This window comes from Sphingomonas sp. LC-1 (assembly GCF_025371035.1).
Classification (GTDB): domain Bacteria; phylum Pseudomonadota; class Alphaproteobacteria; order Sphingomonadales; family Sphingomonadaceae; genus Sphingomonas; species Sphingomonas sanguinis_E.
Genome location: NZ_JANZXB010000001.1, coordinates 358,679 through 378,188, shown reverse-complemented (window position 1 = coordinate 378,188; position 19,510 = coordinate 358,679). Strand labels below are relative to the sequence as shown.

General features: G+C 65.4%; 23 protein-coding genes. 10 read left to right on the top strand and 13 right to left on the bottom strand.

Annotation, left to right across the window (positions count from 1 at the left end; genetic code table 11):
• Positions 1-24: 24 nt before the first annotated feature.
• The 4 genes from NZL82_RS01800 to serS form a co-directional block, all read right to left on the bottom strand.
• On the bottom strand, positions 25-435 hold the full coding sequence (locus NZL82_RS01800; protein WP_261268066.1) for a hypothetical protein: 411 nt from the start codon (positions 433-435) through the stop codon (positions 25-27).
• 112 nt (positions 436-547) lie between these two features.
• The gene (locus tag NZL82_RS01795) at positions 548-1,798 is read right to left on the bottom strand and encodes a peptidoglycan DD-metalloendopeptidase family protein (protein ID WP_261268065.1); all 1,251 of its coding nucleotides are present in this window, start codon (positions 1,796-1,798) and stop codon (positions 548-550) included.
• A gap of 22 nt (positions 1,799-1,820) precedes the next feature.
• Positions 1,821-2,585, bottom strand: coding sequence for a 5'/3'-nucleotidase SurE (gene surE, locus NZL82_RS01790; RefSeq protein ID WP_261268064.1), 765 nt, complete (start codon positions 2,583-2,585; stop codon positions 1,821-1,823).
• On the bottom strand, positions 2,585-3,862 hold the full coding sequence (gene serS, locus NZL82_RS01785) for a serine--tRNA ligase (protein WP_261268063.1): 1,278 nt from the start codon (positions 3,860-3,862) through the stop codon (positions 2,585-2,587). Before serS ends, surE begins: the two co-directional genes overlap by 1 nt.
• 89 nt (positions 3,863-3,951) lie before the next feature.
• On the opposite strand from serS, the gene NZL82_RS01780 reads away from it, so the two are divergent.
• The 5 genes from NZL82_RS01780 (at position 3,952) to NZL82_RS01760 (ending at position 6,989) form a co-directional block, all read left to right on the top strand.
• Positions 3,952-4,467 carry a host attachment family protein gene (locus NZL82_RS01780; protein ID WP_261268062.1) on the top strand — a complete coding sequence of 172 codons (516 nt, stop codon included), beginning with the start codon at positions 3,952-3,954 and terminating at the stop codon, positions 4,465-4,467.
• 26 nt (positions 4,468-4,493) lie between these two features.
• A complete protein-coding gene (locus NZL82_RS01775) occupies positions 4,494-4,727 on the top strand; it encodes a hypothetical protein (RefSeq protein WP_261268061.1) in 234 nt (77 codons plus the stop codon).
• A gap of 66 nt (positions 4,728-4,793) precedes the next feature.
• Positions 4,794-5,225, top strand: a complete 432-nt coding sequence (locus NZL82_RS01770) for a hypothetical protein (RefSeq protein WP_261268060.1) — start codon at positions 4,794-4,796, stop codon at positions 5,223-5,225.
• Between the two features lie 712 nt (positions 5,226-5,937).
• Positions 5,938-6,399 carry an RNA polymerase-binding protein DksA gene (gene dksA, locus NZL82_RS01765; RefSeq protein WP_261268059.1) on the top strand — a complete coding sequence of 154 codons (462 nt, stop codon included), beginning with the start codon at positions 5,938-5,940 and terminating at the stop codon, positions 6,397-6,399.
• Between the two features lie 185 nt (positions 6,400-6,584).
• Positions 6,585-6,989 (top strand): PilZ domain-containing protein, encoded by a 405-nt coding sequence (locus NZL82_RS01760; RefSeq protein ID WP_261268058.1) that lies wholly within the window; start codon positions 6,585-6,587, stop codon positions 6,987-6,989.
• 164 nt (positions 6,990-7,153) lie between these two features.
• Here NZL82_RS01760 and NZL82_RS01755 read toward each other — a convergent pair whose 3' ends face one another.
• Positions 7,154-7,309 (bottom strand): YdcH family protein, encoded by a 156-nt coding sequence (locus NZL82_RS01755; protein WP_261268057.1) that lies wholly within the window; start codon positions 7,307-7,309, stop codon positions 7,154-7,156.
• Between the two features lie 204 nt (positions 7,310-7,513).
• Here NZL82_RS01755 and NZL82_RS01750 point away from each other — a divergent pair, with 204 nt between their 5' ends.
• Both NZL82_RS01750 and NZL82_RS01745 read left to right on the top strand, forming a co-directional pair.
• On the top strand, positions 7,514-7,711 hold the full coding sequence (locus tag NZL82_RS01750; RefSeq protein ID WP_261268056.1) for a YdcH family protein: 198 nt from the start codon (positions 7,514-7,516) through the stop codon (positions 7,709-7,711).
• Between the two features lie 74 nt (positions 7,712-7,785).
• Positions 7,786-8,247 carry a DUF1465 family protein gene (locus NZL82_RS01745; RefSeq protein ID WP_261268055.1) on the top strand — a complete coding sequence of 154 codons (462 nt, stop codon included), beginning with the start codon at positions 7,786-7,788 and terminating at the stop codon, positions 8,245-8,247.
• On the opposite strand, the gene NZL82_RS01740 is transcribed toward NZL82_RS01745, so the two are convergent.
• Positions 8,244-9,197, bottom strand: coding sequence for a nitronate monooxygenase family protein (locus NZL82_RS01740; RefSeq protein ID WP_261268054.1), 954 nt, complete (start codon positions 9,195-9,197; stop codon positions 8,244-8,246). The two genes, NZL82_RS01745 and NZL82_RS01740, sit on opposite strands and share 4 nt — an antisense overlap.
• Before the next feature lie 137 nt (positions 9,198-9,334).
• Between NZL82_RS01740 and NZL82_RS01735 the strand changes: the two genes are divergently transcribed.
• The 3 genes from NZL82_RS01735 to NZL82_RS01725 all read left to right on the top strand — a co-directional run bounded on the left by NZL82_RS01735 (position 9,335) and on the right by NZL82_RS01725 (position 14,693).
• On the top strand, positions 9,335-11,920 hold the full coding sequence (locus NZL82_RS01735; RefSeq protein WP_261268053.1) for a M1 family metallopeptidase: 2,586 nt from the start codon (positions 9,335-9,337) through the stop codon (positions 11,918-11,920).
• Positions 11,921-12,299: 379 nt separating this feature from the next.
• A complete protein-coding gene (locus NZL82_RS01730) occupies positions 12,300-13,958 on the top strand; it encodes a S10 family peptidase (protein WP_261268052.1) in 1,659 nt (552 codons plus the stop codon).
• A 30-nt stretch (positions 13,959-13,988) separates the two neighbouring features.
• Positions 13,989-14,693 carry a hypothetical protein gene (locus NZL82_RS01725; RefSeq protein ID WP_261268051.1) on the top strand — a complete coding sequence of 235 codons (705 nt, stop codon included), beginning with the start codon at positions 13,989-13,991 and terminating at the stop codon, positions 14,691-14,693.
• A 160-nt stretch (positions 14,694-14,853) separates the two neighbouring features.
• Here NZL82_RS01725 and NZL82_RS01720 read toward each other — a convergent pair whose 3' ends face one another.
• The 7 genes from NZL82_RS01720 to NZL82_RS01690 all read right to left on the bottom strand — a co-directional run bounded on the left by NZL82_RS01720 (position 14,854) and on the right by NZL82_RS01690 (position 19,471).
• Complete coding sequence (locus NZL82_RS01720; protein WP_261268050.1) at positions 14,854-15,216, bottom strand: hypothetical protein; 363 nt, start codon at positions 15,214-15,216, stop codon at positions 14,854-14,856.
• Positions 15,213-15,560 (bottom strand): hypothetical protein, encoded by a 348-nt coding sequence (locus tag NZL82_RS01715; RefSeq protein WP_261268049.1) that lies wholly within the window; start codon positions 15,558-15,560, stop codon positions 15,213-15,215. Before NZL82_RS01715 ends, NZL82_RS01720 begins: the two co-directional genes overlap by 4 nt.
• A complete protein-coding gene (locus NZL82_RS01710; RefSeq protein ID WP_261268048.1) occupies positions 15,557-16,798 on the bottom strand; it encodes a tyrosine-type recombinase/integrase in 1,242 nt (413 codons plus the stop codon). Before NZL82_RS01710 ends, NZL82_RS01715 begins: the two co-directional genes overlap by 4 nt.
• A gap of 1 nt (position 16,799) precedes the next feature.
• Positions 16,800-17,063, bottom strand: coding sequence for an AlpA family transcriptional regulator (locus NZL82_RS01705; RefSeq protein WP_261268047.1), 264 nt, complete (start codon positions 17,061-17,063; stop codon positions 16,800-16,802).
• A gap of 342 nt (positions 17,064-17,405) precedes the next feature.
• On the bottom strand, positions 17,406-17,651 hold the full coding sequence (locus tag NZL82_RS01700; protein ID WP_261268046.1) for a hypothetical protein: 246 nt from the start codon (positions 17,649-17,651) through the stop codon (positions 17,406-17,408).
• A 78-nt stretch (positions 17,652-17,729) separates the two neighbouring features.
• The gene (locus NZL82_RS01695) at positions 17,730-17,972 is read right to left on the bottom strand and encodes a helix-turn-helix domain-containing protein (protein ID WP_261268045.1); all 243 of its coding nucleotides are present in this window, start codon (positions 17,970-17,972) and stop codon (positions 17,730-17,732) included.
• The gene (locus NZL82_RS01690) at positions 17,969-19,471 is read right to left on the bottom strand and encodes an AAA family ATPase (protein WP_261268044.1); all 1,503 of its coding nucleotides are present in this window, start codon (positions 19,469-19,471) and stop codon (positions 17,969-17,971) included. Before NZL82_RS01690 ends, NZL82_RS01695 begins: the two co-directional genes overlap by 4 nt.
• Positions 19,472-19,510: the final 39 nt, after the last annotated feature.

Below are 19,510 nucleotides of genomic sequence, written 5' to 3'. Positions count from 1 at the left end.
CGTCACCCTCCGGCGAACATGGGTTTAGCGACAGACGGTCCGGCCGTTGCGCTCGACATAGTTGCAGGGGCGGTAGCCAGAGCCGCGACCGTTATAATTGGTATAGTCGCCCTGCGATCGCGGATCGACATAGCCGGGGGTGCGACGCGCCCGATCAAATTCGCGCTGGGTCCGCGCCTCGCGCCGTCCGCGCCAATCGTCCCGGCGCCGGCCGCGATCGTCGCGCCAGCCCCGACGCTCGCCACGCCAATCGCGACGGTCATCGTTTCGCCAGTCACGGCGATCGTCACGCCGGTCACGCCGGTCGCGATCGAAACGAGGGCCATCGTCGCGCCAGGACTGGGCCTGCGCGCTGGATACGGGAAGCGCCGTCGTCGTCGCGACGCCCGCCATGGTCAGGCCGATCGCGGCCAAAGCTTGGAACATCTTCTTCATACGCCAACTCCCGGGGGCAGGGGCCCCATGATCGTCCCCAACCTATGACAGGGTGTGGCGTTCCCGATCCTGAACAGCGTGTTAGGCGGTGTTCAGGATCGGGCGGAGAGGATCAACGGCCGGGCAACTGGCTCATCGGATCGACCGGCGAGCGTCCCCGGCGCAGTTCGAAATGAAGCTCGGGGCGATCGGCAAAGCCCGTCTGACCCGACAGCGCCAGCGTCTGCCCGCGCTTCACGCTCTGTCCGCGCTGGACCATCAGCTTCGAGGCGTGACCGTACACACTGGTCCAGCCATCGCCATGCTTGACGATGACGAGCCCGCCCAAAGCGGCGATGCCGTCGCCGACATAGGCCACGACGCCGTCCGCCGTCGCCTTGATCGGTGTGCCGACCGGCACCGCGACCTTGATGCCGTCATTGCGCTCCCCGCTGGAGCCCGCGCCGAACCGTTTCACCACCTTGCCCTCGACCGGCCAGGCAAAGCCCGAGCGCAGGCGGCTGGGCGCGGCGACCACGGCAGTCGGGGGCAGGACGCGGGCCGGCGTCGCGCTGGGCTTGGCGGGGGCCTGATTGGTGGCGAGTGCCGGTTCGCCGCCGGTCAGGATGTCGTCCACGTCCAGCGTGAAGGCTGCCGCCCGCTCGGCCAGGCTGCTCGAAACGGGCGTTCCTGCGGCGGTACCGGGGATCAGGATGCGCTGTCCCGCGCGCAGCACATAGGGTTCGGCCAGCGCATTCGCCTCGACGATGCGCGACCAGGGCACGCCATAAGCGCGGGCGATCGCGATGCCGCTCTCGCCGGATCGGACCAAATGATAGCGTCCGGCGGGAATGGTCAGCCGCTGTCCCGCGCGGATGACGTACGGCGCGGTCAGCCCGTTGACGCGCGCGATCACCTCCGACCCCGCGCCGGTCCGATCGGCCACGCCGCGCAGCGTGTCGCCCGACTGGACGACATAGGTCGATGCGGTGATCTCCCTGGCATCCGGGGTGACGGGCCGCACCTCCCAGGAGGGGCGAGGGGCGGGCAGCGTGGATACGGGCTCGCGCGGTGTCGCTGGGATGGGCGCGGTCCGGACGGGCGCCTGGACCGGGACCGGCGGGGGTGACTGACGCGGCGTGACGGGTACCGAGCGGCGGATCGTGGATCGCGGCGCACCTGTCCGGGGTGCGGACGTCCGGGGTGCCGGCGCGATCGGACGGGGCGCACGATCGGCGGCCGTCGTCTGTGGCGGTGTCATGACCGGGGTAGGCGGAGCGACCGGCTCGGGCGTGACCATGGGCGGCTCCATGTTCGGGATGCACGCCGACAGCAGCAACGACGCTGTGATGACGCCCGCCATGGGCTTCGATGTCCGATTCACGCCAAGTCCCCCCAGACCGTCATCAGCGATAGGCCGCGCCGAGCATAGCGAGCGACGCGCGATGCGTCAGGTCGAGATGCAGCGGCGTGACCGCAATGCAATCCTCCGCGATGGCGTCCAGATCGGTGTCGTCGCCCGGCTGATGCGGCAGGCGACCGAGCGCCAGCCAATAATAATCATATCCGCGCGGGTCGCTACGTCGCTCCAGCTTCGCCCGGCCATAGTCGCGCAGGCCCTGGCGGGTGGCGCGAATTCCTCGCACCGCCTCGGGCGGGACCGGCGGAAAGTTGACGTTAATCAGCGTCCTGGGGCCGAAATCGAGTGACAGCAGCGGGCGCAGCACCCGCTCTCCCCAGGCCTCTGCCGTGGCGAAGGACACCGCGTCGCCCAATCCCTGGACGGCGTAGCGCTGACTGAGCGCCACCGACCGTATGCCTGCCAGAGCACCCTCCATCGCGGCCGACACTGTCCCGGAATAGAACACATCCTCGCCCAGATTGGCGCCGCGATTCACGCCCGACAGGATCAGGTCGGGCTTTCGGTCGGCCATCACCTCGCCCAGCGCCATCAGCACCGAATCGGTCGGCGTGCCCGTGACCGCGAAGCGCCGTTCGCCGAACTGCCGCAACCGCATCGGCCGCGTCAGGGTCAGCGAACGGCTGGTCCCCGACTGGTCTTCGGCGGGCGCGACGATCCAGACATCGTCGGACAGCGTCGCGGCGATCCGCTCCAGCGCGGCCAGGCCCGGGGCATGATAGCCATCGTCATTGGTCAGCAGGATCCGCATCAGCGCGGCTCCAGCACCGCCAGTCCGCCCAGATAAGGCCGCAGGGCCTCGGGCACGACGACCGAGCCGTCGGCCTGCTGATAATTCTCGATCACCGCGACGAGCGTCCGGCCGACCGCGAGACCCGATCCGTTGAGCGTATGGACGAAGCGCGTTCCCTTGCCCTCTGTCGGGCGATAGCGGGCCATCATCCGGCGTGCTTGGAAATCGGTGCAGGTCGAGCAGGATGAAATCTCGCGATACCGCGCCTGTCCCGGCAACCAGACCTCCAGGTCATAGGTGCGCGCAGCGGTGAAGCCCATGTCTCCGGTGCACAGCAGCATGCGGCGATAGGGCAGGGCGAGCGCCTCCAGCACGCCCTCGGCGGCGGCGGTCATCCGTTCATGCTCGGCCTCCGACTGGTCGGGGGTGGTGATCGACACCATCTCGACCTTGTCGAACTGATGCTGACGGATCAGCCCGCGCGTGTCGCGCCCCGCCGCGCCCGCCTCCGAGCGGAAACAGGGGGTCAGCGCAGTGAAGCGCAGCGGCAGTTCCGCCTCGCTCAGGATCGACTCGCGGACGATGTTGGTCAGCGACACTTCCGCCGTGGGGATCAGCCAGCGGCCATCGGTGGTACGGAACAGGTCCTCGGCAAATTTGGGCAACTGCCCGGTGCCGAACGCGGCTTCGTCGCGGACCAGCAGAGGCGGCTGGACCAGCTCGAAACCATGCTGCTCGGTCATACGGTCGAGCATGAATTGGCCCAGCGCGCGCGACAGGCGCGCCATCTGTCCCCGCAGCAGCGTGAAACGCGCCCCCGACAGCGCCACGCCGGTCTCGAAATCCATGCCCAGCGCGGGCGCGATCGCATCATGCTCGCGCGCCTCGAACGCGAAGGAAATGGGCTCGCCCTTTTGATGGACCAGCGCATTGTCGTTCTCGTCCGCGCCCTGCGGCACATCGGCGGCGGGCAGATTGGGAATGGCGGCGAGCGCGGTATTCAGTTCCGCCTCGACTAGGCGTTCCTGTTCCTCCAGCTCGGGCAGCCGGGCCTTGAGCGAGGCGACTTCGTCCATCAGCGTCTGGGCGCGTTCCTCGTCGCGTGACGCCTTGGCCTGGCCGATCTGCTTGGACAGTTCGTTGCGACGGGTCTGCGCGGCCTGCGCTTCGGCGACGATCGCGCGGCGGCGTTCGTCGATCGCGATCAGCGTCTCGGCGTGGGGCGCGGCACCCCGCTTGGCAAGCGCGGCGTCGAAGGCGGCGGGGTCATCCCGGATCAGGCGAATGTCGTGCATGGGGGCGAGGCTATGGCCTCCGCTCCGCCGTCACGCAACCCGTGCCGGTGACCTCGCGTTATCCCCTTGCACAGACAAGGAGAAACCCGATGCAGGTGCCGCATAACAGCTTCGTGCTGGTCGTCGATGGCCGCAAGAGCCTGTTCTTTCGCAACGAAGGCGATGCCGAATACCCCAATCTGGTCGTCGAACACGCGGTCGAGCATCCCAATCCCGCCGATCGCGACCAGAAGACCGACAAAGCGGGTTCCGCTTCCTCGACCCAGAGCGGACCGGGTGCCCCGGCCATCGCGCAAGGCGGATCGAATCAGGCGGGCGGCGGCGGCCAGGGGGCGCAATTCGCGCCGGCGCGCGGTTCGATGGGCGAAACCGACTATCATCAGCAGGAAGAGGACCGCTTCGCCGCCGAGACGGCCGACATGCTCAAGCGGCGGGCGCTCGCCAACGAGTTCGAGGCGCTGATCGTCGTCGCGCCCCCCAAGACGCTCGGCGAATTGCGCAAGCATTATCACAAGACGGTCGAGGACCGGCTGGTGGGCGAGCTCGCCAAGGATCTGACCGGGCATCCGGTGCCCGAGATCGAAGCTGCGCTGCAAAAGGCGTAGCGCAAGCCGCCGGCGACGGCGGAGCGATGGTTCAGGCGGCCTTGGGTTTGGCCAGGCGCCGCCGGATCACCAGCGCCGCCGCCGCGCCGCCGAACAGCAGGACCATTGGCGGAGCGGGAACCGGGGTCGGCGGGCCACCGGTCGAACTGCCCGATGACGAAGCGCTGCTCGCCGACGATGCGCTCGACGCGGAGGAGGCGCTGGAGGCCGAACTGGCCGAGGAACCGTTGGACGACCAGCCATCGCTGCTCGATCCATAGCCGCTCGACGACGCGGAGGAAGCCGAGGACGCCGAAGAGGCGCTGGACGCGCTCGACGAGCTGACATTGCCCGAGGACGAACTGGTCGAGGACACGTTGCCCGACGAAGTCGAGGACCCTCCGGTGGACGACGTCGAAGAGACGTTGCCGGACGATGTGGACGACCCGCCCGTGGAGGATGTCGAGGAGACGTTGCCAGATGATGTCGACGATCCGCCCGTGGAAGACGTCGAGGAAACATTGCCGCTCGACGAGGTGCTCGACACATTGCCCGAGGATGAGGTGCTGCTGACGCCGCCGGTCGAGCTGGACGACCCGCCCGAGCCGCCCGATGCGGATGAGGTGGAGGTCGATCCGCCGCTGCTGGTCGAGGAGATGACGACGCTTCCGCTCGATCCGCCGCCGCCAAATCCGAAGCCCCCGCCGAGCCCTCCACCGAAGCCGCCGCCCCAGCCGCCGCCGAAACCACCCCAGCCGCCGATCACCGCCGGCACATAGCCGCCGCCGGTCGCCATGGGTGGGCTGGGGGGCAGGGGGACGGGAACGGGGGGCGTCTCGGTCGTGACGGTGATGACGGTCGGCGGCGGCGTGGTGGTGGTGGTCGTCCGACGCGTGATGATACGTCGCGCCGGGTGAGGCGGAGGAGGACGATGCACGATCCGCTTCTTCTTGACCTTGGTCTGCTTGACCAGGGGCGGCCGCTGGGGATGGTCCACCATATGGACGGCACCTCCGCCGATCACGGCGCCGCCTGCGGCACATGCCGTCAGCTTCGCCAAGGCCATTCGCACTGACATCGTCACATCCTCAAACCGGGCAAGGGGACGGGGTTGCCGTCCGGCCGCCTGCACGGCCTCCATGGGGTCGTCTCTGTCATCATACTGACCAAGAAAGCTTTAAGGTCCAACACCATTGTTCGGTTGCCCGTTCAGCTTTGGGATTCGCGCCTTCTGGTCCGAATCCGGTTCGAGGCGACCGGTCGGTCGCCCAGCGCGGATTCGAGGATCGGGTGTGGAATCTGACGATTGGCTGGCGCTTTCGTCCATTTCTCATTCACGTCGCAATATTATTATAGAATAAGTGATTACGATGAAATGCCGGTCGCTTGCGGCAGACGGTGGCACCGACTATAGGCGCTCTCGACCATTAGGGGGCGGCCCCGAGGACACGGTGCCGACCGTTGCACTGACGGGCCCTTTGGGAGGATGGTATGGCGACGGTGTTTAATCGCGTGACGGACTCCACCGGCCCGGATGTGGCCAACGATATCGATGAAAATTATCGTCCCAGCGCGGACGAGCCTTTCATGAGCCTGAAGCAGCAGGCGTATTTCCGACGCAAATTGCTGGACTGGAAGGAATCCATCCAGCGAGAGGCGCAGGGCACGCTGTCGCAGCTTCAGATCGACTCCTTGCGCGAGCCCGATCTGACCGATCGCGCATCGAGCGAGACCGACTGGTCGATCGAGCTTCGCACCCGTGATCGCCAGCGCAAGCTGATCTCCAAGATCGACGCCGCGCTGCGTCGGATCGACGAGGGCGAATATGGCTATTGCGAAGTGACGGGCGAACCGATCAGCCTGGGTCGGCTGGAAGCACGCCCGATCGCGACCATGACGGTCGAGGCGCAGGAACGTCACGAGCGAAACGAAAAGGTTTCGCGCGACGACTGATCCGTCATGCCGCCGGTTCATCGCGCTTGATCGGGCGTTGACCGGCGGAAGGCGTCGGTCGGGCGCATCCGGCTTGCCCCAAAGGGCGACAACCCCTGTGGCTCATCCTAGATTAAGGAATTGGCAAGGCCATCGCCGGTAGTGCATGGTCGCGCGAGCAATTTGGGGCACCGACGGATTTCGATATGGACGCGATGAACCGCGAACCCGGCGACGGGAAACCGATGGCGGACGACGAGCAGGACCGGGCGGACCGCGCCGGTCAGCGCGACAGCCTGTTGCTGATGGCGCAGATGACATTGAGCGGCGATACGGCGCCGCGCGAAGTGCGGGTGCGCAACATCTCCGAGGGCGGGCTGATGGCCGAACTGCCCGTCGCGGTGGAAATCGGTGCGCCGATCATGGTCGATCTTCGGGGCATCGGTCCGGTCTCCGGCCGGGTCGCCTGGTGTACCCAGGGGCGTATCGGCGTCGCGTTCGACCGGCCGATCGATCCCAAGCTGGTTCGCAAGCCAGTGGGCGGCGGCACGACGACCCCAGAATATGCCAAGGCGGCGACGGGCTTGCGCACGCGTCCGTTCAGCTACTGATCGATGCCGTTTAAGGGGGTGACTGCTTGGGCGGTCAGTCTCGCCGATCTGCCTCCCATGGGGCGGGGCCGCAACAGGGCCATGATCGCGCAATTCCATAATGCCCGGCCATCGCCGGGTATAAAGGCCGCGGCAGGTCCGATGACCCGCGCGGCCAGCCAAGGCTATAGGCCTTGAATCTCTTCCTTCAGCCTCAGTTTCTGCTTCTTGAGATCCGCCAGAATCTGAGTGTCCGGCACGGGGCGCTGTGATTCGGCGCTGATGCGCCGGTCGAGCGTGGCGTGCTTGGTCTCCAGGGCCGTTTGATGCGCCGTATGCATAGGGCTTCAACCTCCTGTCGTTGCTTTGGGACAAGGAGTAAAACACCAAAAGGGCGATCTGTCCCCCCTCATTTTCACGAAAATCGACCGGTCGAGCGATTTGGCCCGATGACATGTTGGGACCTCTCGCCGTGGCGCGACAGGCTTGCTAGAGGGGCGTGGAGACGGCGTGCTTCGCGGCGTCGACCCATCAGGGGGTGCAGGATGGACGTCACGCTGGCGCGCGCGCGGATCGATATGTTGCGTGTCGAGCATCGCGATCTCGACGATGCCATCTCGGCACTGTTGATGGCGCAGACCCCTGATCAATTGCAGATTGCGCGACTGAAGAAGCGCAAATTGCGGCTCCGGGACGAGTTGGTGGAGTTGGAAGACCGGCTGATCCCCGACATCATCGCCTGACCGCGCCGGATCGGGACAAGTCCCCCGATCCGCCCACTTGCCCGAGGCGGCGGCCCCATGCGAGCGTCAAAGCCATGCTGCATCCCCCGATCGAAAGCCATTTCCAGACCCGGCTGATCGATGGCCTTTATGCCGAGACAATGATGCTGGCCGAGGCGGCACGCAGCTATTTCGACGGGATCGGGCGTCAGGATCGTGACGGGCTCAGCCCCGTCCTTCGCGTTACCTTTTCATGCGAGTCGCTCAAGGTGACGACGCGGCTGATGCATGTCCTGGCCTGGGTGCTGACCCAGCGGGCCGTGGATGCGGGGGAACTGGACTGGACGGAGGCGCGGGAGCCGGTACGGCGTCTGGGCCGTTCGCCCGAAACGGATGCGCAACGGGTCGAACAGCTTCCGGTTCATGCCCGTCGCCTGACCCAGGCCAGTCTCGACCTGCATCGCCGTGTCGAACGGCTCGACCGGATGGCCGACGATGCAAGACCGGTGGGAAGCCCGGTCCAGAGCCTACAGGCGCGGCTGATCCACGCGTTTTAAGTCAGCAGCCGCGCCCGGGCGGCGTCATATTGCCCGGCGAGCGTGGCTATCCGCTCGGCCGCAGGCGCAATGTGGTCGATCGCGCCGATCCCCTGACCCGCACCCCAAATGTCCCGCCAGGCCTTAGCCGCCTGTCCGCCGCCAAAGTTCATGGTCGCGGCGTCTCCTTCGGGCAGATGATCGGGATCGAGTCCTGCCGCGACGATCGACGCACGAAGGTAATTGCCATGAACGCCGGTGAACAGGCTGGAATAGACGATGTCGCTCGCGCGGCCCTCGACCACCGCCTGCTTATAGGCGTCCGCCGCATTGGCCTCGACCGTGGCGATGAAGGGGGAGCCGATATAGGCCAGATCGGCGCCCACTGCCTGGGCGGCCAGGATCGCGTCACCGGTCGCGATCGATCCCGCCAAGGCCAATGGCCCGTCGAACCAGGCCCGGATCTCTTGTACCAGCGCGAAGGGGGATAGACGCCCCGCATGGCCGCCCGCGCCCGTCGCCACCGCGATCAGGCCATCCGCGCCCTTCTCGACCGCCTTGCGCGCGAAGCGATCGTCGATCACGTCGTGCAAGGTGATGCCGCCCCAGCCATGGACACCCGCATTCACATCCTCCCGCGCGCCCAGCGAGGTGATAACGATCGGGACTTTCCACTTGGCGCAGGTTGCCAGATCGGTCTCCAGCCGGTCGTTGGAGCGGTGCACGATCTGGTTGACCGCAAAGGGAGCGGCGGGCCGATCGGGATGCGCGCGGTCATGAGCCGCCAGTTCCTCGGTGATGCGGTGCAGCCACTCGTCGAGCAAGGTGGCGGGTCGTGCATTCAGCGCCGGAAACGAGCCGACGATCCCCGCCTTGCACTGGGCAATGACCAGATCGGGGTTCGAGATGATGAACAGCGGTGACCCGATGACGGGCAGCGCGAGACGACTCAAGGCGGGGGGCAGGCTCATGAGTTGACGATAACGTAAACGGAAAGCCTGTCCAGCAGAAGGGTTGGACCATGTAACTTTATGACATGAGCGTCATTTGCTTTGCGCTGTCGAGCGCGTAGAGCTTTGCCATTCCTAGTTGAAAGGCTTTGAACGCGATGAAGTCCGCCCTTTCGGTCCTGCTTGTCCTGACCGTTTCCACCCCGGCTCTGGCGGCGGGTCAGCTGCCGCAGACGGTGGCGCCGATCCTGTACGATATCACCGTCCGGCCCGATGCCAAGGCGATGAGCTTTTCCGGCGAGGAAACCGTCGATGTCGACGTGCGCCAGGCGACCGCGACGATCGTCCTGAATGCGGCCGAGTTGAAGATTACCCGCGCCACCTTCGACGGAAAGCCGGTGCCTTTCGCGCTCGACAAGGATGCGCAGACGGTGACGCTGACTCTGCCACAGGCGGCCGCGGTCGGGCGGCACAAGGTGGGCTTCGCCTGGACGGGGACGATCAACCGTTCGGCCAACGGCCTGTTCGCGATCGACTATACCAATGCCGACGGCACGCCCGATCGCATGCTGGCGACCCAGTTCGAGGCGCCCGACGCGCGCCGCTTCGCGCCGATGTGGGACGAGCCCGCCTTCAAGGCCAAGTTCCGCCTGACCGCCACCGCCCCCAAGGGCCAGCGCGCGATCAGCAACATGCCCGCCGCGTCGATCACCCCGCAGGCGGACGGGACGCAGCTCTATCGCTTCGACGAGACGCCGGTGATGTCGAGCTATCTGCTTTATTTCGGATCGGGCAATCTCGACCGCAAGACGGTGGACGCGGGCGGCGTCCAGATCGGCGTGGTCAGCCGCAAGGGCGTGGTCGACCAGGGCGATTATTCGCTGGGCGCGGCGACCAAGCTGCTGTCCTATTACAACGACTATTTCGGCACGCCCTATCCGTTGCCCAAGATGGACATGATCGCGGGGCCCGGCTCCAGCCAGTTCTTCGGCGCGATGGAGAATTGGGGCGCGATCTTCTATTTCGAGAACGAGTTGCTCTTCAATCCGCAGGTCATGTCGGAGAGCAATCGCCAGCGCATCCACACCGTCGTCGCGCATGAGATGGCGCACCAATGGTTTGGCGATCTCGTCACCCCGCGCTGGTGGGACGACCTCTGGCTGAACGAAGGTTTCGCCTCGTGGATGGAGGGCAAGGCCTCCAACGACCTGAACCCCGCCTGGGAAGCTGCCGCCGCCAGCGTCGCTGGCGAGCGCGAATCGGCGATGGGGATCGACGCGACCAGCGCCACCCATCCGATCATCCGCAAGGTCGAGACCGTCGACCAGATCGGCGAGGCGTTCGACAGCATCACCTATCTGAAAGGGCAGGCGGTGATCGGGATGCTTGAGTCCACGCTGGGCGCGGACACGTTCCGCAAGGGCATTCGCGCCTATATGGCCAAGTACAAATACCAGAACACCGTCACCGATCAGCTTTGGGAGGAACTGTCCAAGGCGTCGGGCACCAATGTCGCGACGATCGCGAACGACTTCACGCTGCAGGGCGGCGTCCCGCTGATCACCCTGTCGGGTTCGCGCTGCGAGGGTGGCAAGACGGTCGCGATGCTGTCCCAGGGACGCTTCGGTCTGGATGAGGCCTCCAAGGCCGCGCAGACCTGGCACGTGCCGATCCGCGTGGCGACGATCGGCGGGGGCGAAACCAGCGCCATCGTCACGGGGGCGGCGCCGGCGCCGGTCACGGTCGGCGGCTGCGGGACGCTGGTCCTCAATCGCGGCAAGGGTTCCTATACCCGCGTCATGTATGACGATGCGGGCCATGCCGCGATCGTGCGCGACTATGCCAAGCTCTCGCTGGATGATCGCCTGGGCACGCTGGGCGATGATTATGCGCTGGCGGCGGGCGGCTATCAGAATCTGGCCCGCTGGTTCGATCTGATGGCACAGGTTCGACCCGAAGCCGATCCGCTGGAATGGCAAACGGTCGCGGGCGAATTGGCGCGTCTGGACGGACTGTACGAGGGCACGCCGCTGGAAAAGCCGCTGCGGGCGAAGGTCGCCGCCCTATTGTCTCCGGTGCTGGCCCGGATCGGATTCGAGCCCAAGCCGGACGACAGCGCGCTGGTCTCCAACCTGCGGGAGACGCTGATCGGGCGTCTGGGCACCAACGGCGACGCGATGGTCGCAGCGCGGGCCCGCGGCTATGTCGCGGCACTGGCGAAGAACCCGAATGCGATTCCGGGCGCGATCCGCCAGCCGATCCTGGCGACCTATGCTACCCGCGCGACGCCCGCCGAGTGGGACAAGCTGCTCGACCTCGCCAAGGCCGAGCGCAATCCGGTGGTCAAGAATCGCCTCGTCGCGCTGCTCGGCTATGCCGAGGACGAAAGCGCAGCGCGCCGGGCGCTGAACCTGCTCAAGAGCGAGACCTTCACCCCGCCGCAGCGCGCCGCGCTGCTTCGCTCGATCGCGGGCGCGCATCCCGACATGGCGTTCGACTGGGCGGTGGCGAACAAGCCTCTGGTCGATAGCTTCCTGGAGGAAAGCAACCGTGCTAGCTTCATCGTCGGGCTGGGCGCGGGATCGAACGACCCCGCCATGCCCGGCAAGATCGAAAGCTGGGCCGCCGCCAATCTGCCCGAAGGCTCGCGTGGCGGGGCCAAGCGTTCGGTGTCGCAGATCGCGGTGCGCAAGGCGGTGGCCGATCGGTTGAAGCCCGCCGTGCAGGCTTGGCTGGCGCGCTGATATAGAGGCTGGCGGGGGCCGTTCCCCCCGCCAGCCCCCCACCCATCTCTAATTGCCGTTCAGCCTGAGCGAAATCGAAAGGCCAGGGGAAAACTTCACGTTCTCTGCTCCCCGGCGAAAGCCGGGGTCCAGTTGCGAAGAAGTTGAGAGGGAAGGAGAATGGCGAGGGGGGAGGCTAAGGTGCTCAGTGTCGATTGGCCTGCCACGCCGACGAAAGGCGCCATCTCGTCCGGGTGGTAACTGGGCCCCGGCCTTCGCCGGGGTACGGCCCGGGGTAAGGGGGGCGCCCGGCCTCCGGCGTCGCTGAGGCGGGTAGGCGAACGCAATAACTGCCCCAGATTCTTGCAGACTCTTGCTTCCAATGCCGAAACACGAAACGATGACGGCTCCGTCATCCAATCGTGAGCGTTACGTGATCCGCAAAAGCCTTGTCCTTCTCCTTGCCGCCACCGCGTTGACCGCCCCGCTCGCCGCCCAGGAGGAGGGGGAGAAAAAGGCTTCGCATCATGAAGCCGCCAAGGCCGAGGCGGAGGCCGCCTGGGCCCGCGCGCCGCTGGAGGAGGCGGAGGTCCGCCACCGCGACAGCGTGACGATCAACGGGCGCGCCTATCCCTATGTCGCCTCGGCGGGCACGCTGACCGTGCGCGATATCGAGGGCAAGCCGACCGCCTCCATGTTCTACACCGCCTATACGCTGGAAGGGGTGAAGCCCGGTACCAAGCGGCCGGTGACGTTCCTGTACAATGGCGGCCCGGGTTCGCCCTCCTTCTGGCTGCGCATGGGATCCTTCGCGCCGATCCGCATCCGCACCACCAGTCCGGAATTCGTGCGTCCCGCCCCCTATGATGTCGGGCCCAACCCGGACTCGCTGCTCGACAAGACCGACCTCGTCTTCCTCGACGCGATCGGCACCGGCTATTCGCGGCCGCTGGGCGATATGAAGCCCGCGCAATTTTACGGCGTGGACGAGGATGTCGATGTCTTCGCGGGCGCGATCCAGCGCTATGTCACCAAATATGGCCGCTGGATGAGCCCCAAATTCCTGCTCGGCGAAAGCTATGGCACGCTCCGCTCGGGCGCATTGGCCTATCAGTTGCAGGAGAAGGGCATGGCGCTGAACGGCGTCGTGCTGCTCAGCTCGATCATGAACTATGGCTATCGCCAGCCGGGGCTTGACCAGGTCTATCTCAACTACCTGCCCAGCTATGCCGCGACCGCCTGGTATCACAATCGCCTGGCCGATCGCCCCGCCGATGTCGCGACGGTGGTGGCGCAGGCGCGCGCCTTTGCGGTCGGGCCCTATATGTCGGCACTGGCCAAGGGGCAGAGCATCTCGCCGCAGGAACGTGACCAGATCGCCGAGCAGATGAGCCGGTTGATCGGTATCTCGCCCGACTTCATCAAGCGCGCCAACCTGCGCATCGACCTGCCGCGTTTCCAGAAGGAGCTGCTGCGCGGCTCGGCGCGGACGGTGGGCCGGTTCGACTCGCGCTATCTGGGCATCGACACCGATGCGGCGGGCGAGCGACCCGAGACGGACGCTTCTTCCGACGCGATTTCAGGGGCTTATATCGCGTCCTTCCAGGATTATTTGCAGTCGACGCTCGGTTATAAGACCGAACTGCCCTATCGCCTGTCGGCCCGCGATGCGGCGGGCTGGACGTGGAACTGGAAGCACAAGTCGCCCGACGGGTCGCAGAACAATCCCAACACCGCGATCGATCTGGGCGCCGCGATGCGGGCGAACCCGTATCTCAAGGTCCTGTCGATGAACGGCTATTACGACATGGCGACGCCATTCTTCGGGACCGAGAACGACTTGGGCCATATGATGCTGGAACCCGCGCAGCAGGCGAATCTGCGGTTCACTTACTATCCCGCGGGCCACATGACCTATCTCAACCCCGACGCGCTGCGGAGCATGAAGGTCGACCTGTCACGCTGGTATGACGAGGCGGTCAGCGACGCGAAATCGTCAACCCCGCCAGTGCCGCCTTCGGGGCAGGGGGCAGGTGTTTTGGATCGGCGGCCAAACTAGTCTAGTGCGATTGTGGTCGGGAAGCGGGGGATGAGCGACGTACCGCAGCAGGATGCGTCTCAGCATCGTCGCTCTCCTGCCCGGCTGCAATGGCTGCATCGCGTCGGCTATGTGACGACGACGCTAGTCGCGATCCAAATTCTGTTCATCATCGGTGCCATTTGCTGGGATGAATGGGATGAGGCGCGTCGTACCCGATCTTGGTGGGAGTGGTCCAAGACACAGGACGGGCCACTCAAGCGGGGCACTCGCCTTCCGAATGACGATCTGCTGGACTATCTGAGGCAGTTGCTCCCGATCGCGTCTCTGCATGGGGATGGCTTTCGTTTCGTCGTCACACCCAGTTTCAGCCAAAGCGATTACGCCTTCACCTTATCGCTGAGACAGGGCGCGAAGTCGGCGAAGGGCTCGCTTTATGTCTTGGGCAGTCGAACGCCTGAGGCCGTCGTTCACCCCCGAGCTTTCACGGTTCCGGCATGGGACTATCGCCGATATGCGGATGTGATGGATCGGCTGACCGATGGCTGGCCGGGTGCCGATGAGGGGTGCACTGATGGGGCGCCGGTCGCATTCGAGCGAATCAGAGGGGAGCGGGTGACGTCGGGGCGCGGCAATTGCAGCCCACATTACGGTCGTATCAAACGGCTCAATCTCGCGCTCATACGACGTTTTGCTCCGGGGCCCGACCTGCCGACCGAACGCGATTGGTATCGCCCCTTTCCGGAGGACCATTGATCAGGAATAAAGGGGGATGATGGTGGACGCACTTGGGCTCGAACCAAGGACCCGCTGATTAAGAGTCAGGCGGGCCACGTCCAACAGCGTGTTAACATGCCTGCATCCATTGGCTTTTGCAACGACCGTTTGCACCTCGGCCAAACCGTTTGCACTCACTTCAGCCGAGGGTTGCGGCGAACCTCAGCAAAGCCAGCGTATCCAAGTACCTGGAGAGGGCATCGATCGTGGTCCGCTTCGATTCTTCGTTCGCCGAGGAGCCGAGCGCACGCGCTATGAAGGGCAGTGCTTCGCTAATCGAACACCATGCTTGCCAGTGCGAAGTGGGTGATCGGCGCTCGATGACCTTTGCTTTGGGACCGCTCTCGTCGAACGGCACCGGTTCGATGATAATCGCGATGACGTCTCCGCCTGCGAAGTAGGTGTAGCCTGAGTGGCCCATGCGCAAGGCATCCATGTCGACGCCCTCGAACGAATGGCCACCGAACAGATTGTTCTCCTCCCAGCGATCCTCCTCGATCATACGTCACCCGCTCGCATGCTGGCCGAGAACCGCATCACGATCAGAGGGCCAAGGAGGCGCGACATGTCCGCGAGGACCTTTTCGCGCCCGGACGGGTGCGCCCGCAGGATCCTGGCGATGTAGGGCAGGGCCTGATCCAGTGTACACCAGCTGCGCCAATGCGAGCCGTCGTCACGTCGCTGGACCACGAGCGCGAACGCCTGATTGCTTGCGCTGTTCAGCCTCACCCAGGTTCCGAGCCCGGTGACGTCGACGGCGTTGGTGCGCTTGCAAAGATTCGGCGAGAAGACATCGAGATCGTCGACCAGCGTGGCCCACGGATGCCAGACCATGTCGTCGCTCATTCTTCGCTTTCCCTTCGTTTAGCAGCTTCCTTCATAATTGCGGCCGCCCTCTGCTGCTCCTCCCGCGCCGACAGGTACTTGAGCGCCATCTGGTAGGTGCTGTGACCGATGATCGACGTGATCGTCGCCACGGTCGCTCCCGCCTCGTTGAGCGTGCCGGCGGCGCTGTAGCGCAGGCCATGGAAGCTGATGTCGTGCCAGCCCTGATCGTCCAGCCATCTGCGCAGGTGGTCACTGTACAGACGTTCGGAGTAGGGACTGCCGTCGTCCTGCAGTAGCAGCTGAGCGGCGTCGTCATCGTCGTTCGATCCACGGCGACGCGCGACCAGGTTGACTAGGGGGCCGGTGGCGACGACGTCAACCAGGTTGCCGGTCTTCTCCTGTCGGATGCGCACCATGGGGCCGACGCACTGCGCCTTCGTCATGTTGCAGCAGGTCCGCAGCCGCTGGCCGGTGTACGCGCCGAGGATCACACCGTCGCGGATGTGGCGGGGGCCGTGATCGATCGCATGCTGGATCTGATGCTCGGTCCACGGCTTGCGACCGTCGACGTTCTTCTTCCGATGCAGCTTCTTCACGCCGAAAGCGGCGTTGACCGTCACCAGCTCCTGATTGATCGACCATTCCATGAGCGTGGATACGACCGACTTGAAATAATCAGCGGTTCGCGCGCCCGTGGTCTCGGTGATCGGTGCGGGTGGCTTTCGCTTGTTCTTGGGCCTTTCCGGGATCGGTTTGTCCTTGGCGCGCAGGCGAGCCACACGCGCTTCCCAAGCGTCGTCGACGGCGGCATCGCGCGCGGCACGGGCATCGATCGCCGCCTGTCGTGACGCGACGGTCGCGGCCTTGACCTGCTTGCGGAGCGCGCGGACGCCGGCGGAGGTTAGGCGGGAATATGGGAGATCGCCGACCATGTCACACAGCCGGTCGAGTTCGCGGCCATAGTCGGTGCGTGTCTTCGCGCTCAGCTGCGTCCATTCGTCCGACGCGCGGTACAGATTGACCAGGGACCGGATCGAGGTTTCGTCGGCAGCCTGCTTCGCCGCGATGGTCGTCTTCTCGACCTGGGCCTTGAGCTGCTCGTACAGGCGATTGAACGCCGGCTCACCCGGCAAACCGGGCAGGCGAGTAGGTGGGCCGGGAAGGCTGGCGTGACGGAAATACCAAAGCTCGCGGGTGCCTTTGCGCCCACCGGTCTTCCGGATCGTCATGGTGTACGGAAGGGTGGCGTCCGCCACGTCAGCTTGCCTTGCTGAACCGGGCCGCGAACGGATCCGCAGCATCACGATCGCGATCGTTGGCCGCATCGCCGTCGACGACGCCGTGCTGACGGTCGATCATCGCGTCGAGGTCGTCGCGAAGCCAGACGCGGCAGCCACCATCGCGGATTCCGGCCGGATAGATGCCGGCCTTCACGCGATCGAGGAAGGCGTTCTCGCTCACGCCGCAGTAGTAGGCGGCAGCCGGAGCGCGCATCTGACGGGGCGGGAAATGGTACGACATGGCTTCGATTCTACTCTGGCGCTGGCATCCGGTGGACCGACCTCGCGGCAGGACCTCTCGAAGATGATGGGTCCATTTTTCGAGATCTGTCGACAGGAGATTCGCGCTTCGTTCTTCCGTTCACGACCTGTTGCTTATCGGCAACCATATGGAAGGGGGCGACCCCGCTCACGGGACTATCCTCTACCGAGGTCCTGATCCGAGCCCATGCCTGCCGGTCTATCTCGGCCGCGACGAACGTGCTGGTCGGATATCGTGTGCGGACCGTCACGCCGGTCGCGGCGGCGGCGATCAGGACGATGGCCGAGGGGACGAGGACCGAGCGCGGCCCCTGCCAGCGCATCATCTCAGCAGCCGGACCTCCATCCGGTCCATCACGCCCCGGTCGATGGCGCCGACGGCGTGAAGCCGCTGCACGTCCTCGAAAAGCATCGGTCGCCAATGACCGTCCGCGCGCCGCTCGTGCCGTTCCAGAACCTCCTTGCGGCGGCACCACATCGTCACGCCGCCACCCATGTCGGCCGCTCCGTACAGCCCGTCCACCGTCTCCTCGATCGCCGAGATCGCGATCGGCTTGCCTTCGTCCATCTTTCATCCTCCGACTGTCATCAGGGGAGGATTCCGACCCTCTTCACGCCGGACGGGTGTAGCTTGATCGCGGGATGGCTATCGCCCGCCTTCTTCAGCGATGATCCTAACCACGCCCAGCTTGTGGGCGAGGAGCAGTGCCGTCGGCAGCGTCGCTTCGCGGCGGTCATCGCCGCTGCTGAACAGCCGCGAGATGTAAGCGCGCGAGAAGCCGCAGCGACGTGCCAGTTCAGACTGGTTGACGTTCTGCTCCTTCATGGCGACGCGGACACGGGCCATCAGGTCGGCGGCTTCGCGGGACTGCGGATCGATGCTGTTCACTGGCCGTCCTCCTCGTCGTCGGCACCGAAGGCAGGGTTGATCGCGTATTCCGACCGGCCGACGCTGATCATCACACCGTCAGCAACAAGGCGATCGAGCAGCCAGCGGGACGTGCCCTCGATTTCCTTCCCACCCCTGGTACCGTTGTCGGCGATGCCGCCCTTCGCCGGCTTAAGCCCGACCAGCGCCGGCGTGTCCTGCTTCCAAAATTCGTCCTTCAGGCGGTTCTGCACCATGTTCGCCGTGATCGGCTTCTTCTCGACCGTGGCGATGTGCGTCGCGATCTTCAGCACCAGTGCCAGCGCGAGCGACCGGTCGACGTTCGAAGGCGTGACCGCAGGCACGTCGCTGATCGCTCCGTTCGAGGCTGCCGCTGAAGCCTGAGCGTTCCATTCGAGGTACTGGACGAAGCTACGCGGCTTGTGCCGCATCAGGTTGGTAATGTCGTGGAACGCGCCCGCACCGACACGACGGGGCGAGAACCACATCTTGAGATCCGGAAGGCCACCGACGTTCTCTTTGGCGATCTGTACGCAGATCGCGCGGGAATGCTCCTGCGGCAGGCCCATCGACTCCCACCACTCGTCGGCGACGATCTTGCCGCCGCGACCCTTGGTATAGCTTCTGCCGAGTGGACGACGTACCTCGATGGTCGCACGAACGTTGGTCGACCACGCGAACCCGCCGGCCAGCCGCTCGGCCCGACCTGCCTCCGGGTCCAGCTTGTCAGGGTTCGCCGACTTGACGGAGTGGGCGAGAGCGAGAACGGCAAAATCGCCTGCGATCGCCTTCTTGTTGAGGAACCAGCAGAAGACAGTCGATTCCTTGTTGTCCGTCAGCTCCATGCCGCCGGTCGTGGTCACCGAGTCCACCACGAGAAGGATATGGCGCTCAGGATCGTCGGCCTCGCGTCCGGCATTGTGCCGGTTCATGTCGTCGACCAGCGCCTTGCACTTGTCGTTGGCCGCGAACCTTCCGGATGCGCCTTCGTCGTCGAACAGGTAGGCCGTGTCGAAGGGGAACTGCTCGTCGGTCATGCTCAACGGCGCGATCACCCGGATGCGCTTGCGGGTGGCCTTGGCATCGTCGCCGGCCGGATCCATGCCGAGATCGTTGACGATGATTGACCAGACGCGGCGATCGACGCGCTCGTATGTGTCCTCCGCCGTGTAGATCGTCGAACGTCCGCGCCTGACGATCTCCAAGCCGGTCTGCGGATCGTAGACGTGCGTCGGTGCCTTCGAACCAACGGCGGCGCAGTGGACCATGACCGACAGGGCGTACCACGTCTTCATGGAATTGCCCTTGCCGAAGATCAGCGTGAGGCCAGTGCGGCACAGCAAGCCCGCCACCGTCATGCGCTCTTCGCGCTCCTCCGGCATCGCGATCGGCCCGTCTTCGTCGTCCGGGCTGTGAAAGGCGAACGTCACCCCCTGCGACGGCTTGCGACCGCTCGTCTCGTCCGCCTTGGCCTGCAGATCCTTGTCATGAAAAGTCATCTTCGCGCCCTCGTTCCCCGTCCCATCAATATAGGCGCA

Excerpts from the sequence above, each read along its gene's own strand:
- NZL82_RS01800 (WP_261268066.1), bottom strand. The coding sequence starts at position 435 with ATGAAGAAGATGTTCCAAGCTTTGGCCGCGATCGGCCTGACCATGGCG.
- surE (WP_261268064.1), bottom strand. The coding sequence starts at position 2,585 with ATGCGGATCCTGCTGACCAATGACGATGGCTATCATGCCCCGGGCCTG.
- serS (WP_261268063.1), bottom strand. The coding sequence starts at position 3,862 with ATGCACGACATTCGCCTGATCCGGGATGACCCCGCCGCCTTCGACGCC.
- NZL82_RS01780 (WP_261268062.1), top strand. The coding sequence starts at position 3,952 with ATGCAGGTGCCGCATAACAGCTTCGTGCTGGTCGTCGATGGCCGCAAG.
- NZL82_RS01775 (WP_261268061.1), top strand. The coding sequence starts at position 4,494 with ATGGTTCAGGCGGCCTTGGGTTTGGCCAGGCGCCGCCGGATCACCAGC.
- dksA (WP_261268059.1), top strand. The coding sequence starts at position 5,938 with ATGGCGACGGTGTTTAATCGCGTGACGGACTCCACCGGCCCGGATGTG.
- NZL82_RS01760 (WP_261268058.1), top strand. The coding sequence starts at position 6,585 with ATGGACGCGATGAACCGCGAACCCGGCGACGGGAAACCGATGGCGGAC.
- NZL82_RS01755 (WP_261268057.1), bottom strand. The coding sequence starts at position 7,309 with ATGCATACGGCGCATCAAACGGCCCTGGAGACCAAGCACGCCACGCTC.
- NZL82_RS01750 (WP_261268056.1), top strand. The coding sequence starts at position 7,514 with ATGGACGTCACGCTGGCGCGCGCGCGGATCGATATGTTGCGTGTCGAG.
- NZL82_RS01745 (WP_261268055.1), top strand. The coding sequence starts at position 7,786 with ATGCTGCATCCCCCGATCGAAAGCCATTTCCAGACCCGGCTGATCGAT.
- NZL82_RS01740 (WP_261268054.1), bottom strand. The coding sequence starts at position 9,197 with ATGAGCCTGCCCCCCGCCTTGAGTCGTCTCGCGCTGCCCGTCATCGGG.
- NZL82_RS01735 (WP_261268053.1), top strand. The coding sequence starts at position 9,335 with ATGAAGTCCGCCCTTTCGGTCCTGCTTGTCCTGACCGTTTCCACCCCG.
- NZL82_RS01730 (WP_261268052.1), top strand. The coding sequence starts at position 12,300 with ATGACGGCTCCGTCATCCAATCGTGAGCGTTACGTGATCCGCAAAAGC.
- NZL82_RS01725 (WP_261268051.1), top strand. The coding sequence starts at position 13,989 with ATGAGCGACGTACCGCAGCAGGATGCGTCTCAGCATCGTCGCTCTCCT.
- NZL82_RS01720 (WP_261268050.1), bottom strand. The coding sequence starts at position 15,216 with ATGATCGAGGAGGATCGCTGGGAGGAGAACAATCTGTTCGGTGGCCAT.
- NZL82_RS01715 (WP_261268049.1), bottom strand. The coding sequence starts at position 15,560 with ATGAGCGACGACATGGTCTGGCATCCGTGGGCCACGCTGGTCGACGAT.
- NZL82_RS01705 (WP_261268047.1), bottom strand. The coding sequence starts at position 17,063 with ATGTCGTACCATTTCCCGCCCCGTCAGATGCGCGCTCCGGCTGCCGCC.
- NZL82_RS01700 (WP_261268046.1), bottom strand. The coding sequence starts at position 17,651 with ATGGACGAAGGCAAGCCGATCGCGATCTCGGCGATCGAGGAGACGGTG.
- NZL82_RS01690 (WP_261268044.1), bottom strand. The coding sequence starts at position 19,471 with ATGACTTTTCATGACAAGGATCTGCAGGCCAAGGCGGACGAGACGAGC.